This window comes from Hymenobacter sp. B1770 (genome assembly GCF_049896385.1).
Taxonomy (GTDB): Bacteria; Bacteroidota; Bacteroidia; order Cytophagales; family Hymenobacteraceae; genus Hymenobacter.
This window is the reverse complement of the sequence record NZ_JAFCUF010000040.1, coordinates 1-1,165: the sequence shown is the minus strand read 5'-3', so window position 1 is coordinate 1,165 and position 1,165 is coordinate 1. Positions and strand designations below refer to the sequence as shown.

Genomic DNA, 1,165 nt, shown 5'->3' with positions numbered 1-1,165 from the left:
GGCTGTTGGGCGCGCTGGCCGTGGGCTTTGAGCACCCGGCGGATGCGCCAACGGCCAACCGGATGGCCTTCGGCCTGCACTTCGGCGCGCAACCGGCGCGTACCGTACCGCTGGCTGTGGCGCGCAAACGCCTGCCGCACGGCCACTTGCCAGCCCGGTTCCGGAGCCGGCTGGCCCTGCTGCCGGCGCCAGGCGTAGTACGCGCTGGGCGCGACTTGCAGGACGTGGCAGAGCTGACGCACCGGTGCCTTGCTGGCCCGTCGGGCAATGTGTTGGTACACGCTCACGGGGTCGGCTGGGCGAAGATGGCCAAGGCTTTTTTTAAAATGTCGAGCTCCTGCGCCAGCCGCTTGTTGGCGGCCCGCAGGGCACGCACTTCGGGGTCGCGGGCCACTTCCACGCTGCCCACTTCGGCCACCACCTGCGCCTGCTGCCAGCGGTAAAGCAGCTTGGGGCTGATGCCCAACTGCCGGGCCGCGGCTTGCGTGCTGCGGCTCTCGCTGGCCAAGCGCAGGGCCTCTGCCTTAAACGCCTCGTCGTATTTGCGTCGTTGGTCGGGCGACGACCCGCTCTTTTTGGCTGTCATAACAGAAGAAATATACGTCCTTCTTCTGTCCGGCATTGCTAGACCACCTCAACCCAGACAGGCCCGCGCCGTGGTTTACCACGACCTAGCCCTGGAAACCAGCGCCAGCCTGCCCCCGGACGCGAGTAGTACTAGTACGGCTCATGCCCGCTCAGCTACCAGCCGGTACAGGTCTTGGGCATTTTCAAACGCGGCGCCCATGGTGTTGTTGAAGTAGGCATACACGTCTTTCCCCTCTTGGAGGTAGTCGTGGATCTGCTCCGCCTGGTCGTGCAGAAAGTCGCGCTCGTAGGACTCCCGGTAGTTGCCCTGCGGGCCGTGGAAGCGCATATACACAACGTCTGCCCCCTCGTTGAGCCGGGCGTTTCGGGCGGGGCCTTTGTCGTGCAGCACCAAGCTGGCGTTGTGGTGGTCCAGCATCTCAAACGTGTCCTCGGCATACCAGCTGGGGTGGCGAAACTCCACCGCTTTGCGCCACTCGTGGGCGGGGTCTGCCGCGGCAAGCGCAGTCAAGAGGGCACGGACCGCGTTGAGCTGGCGAAGGGTGTTGCTGGGCGGGAACTGGATGAGCAGGCAGCC

Annotated in this window: 3 protein-coding genes; all 3 read right to left on the bottom strand. The window is 65.4% G+C overall.

Features of this window, described 5'->3' with window-relative positions; genetic code table 11:
• Window positions 1–287 (bottom strand): IS3 family transposase (locus ACP7AJ_RS21305; RefSeq protein WP_426062251.1); only part of this gene is annotated, 287 nt, incomplete at its 3' end.
• On the bottom strand, window positions 284–586 hold the full coding sequence (locus ACP7AJ_RS21300; RefSeq protein WP_196283896.1) for a transposase: 303 nt from the start codon (window positions 584–586) through the stop codon (window positions 284–286). The genes ACP7AJ_RS21300 and ACP7AJ_RS21305, both read right to left, overlap by 4 nt.
• A 141-nt stretch (window positions 587–727) precedes the next feature.
• On the bottom strand, window positions 728–1,165 hold a 438-nt coding region (locus tag ACP7AJ_RS21295; RefSeq protein ID WP_426062249.1), incomplete at its 5' end, for a DUF72 domain-containing protein.

Coding starts and splice junctions, on each gene's coding strand:
- ACP7AJ_RS21300 (WP_196283896.1), bottom strand. CDS start 586: ATGACAGCCAAAAAGAGCGGGTCGTCGCCCGACCAACGACGCAAATAC.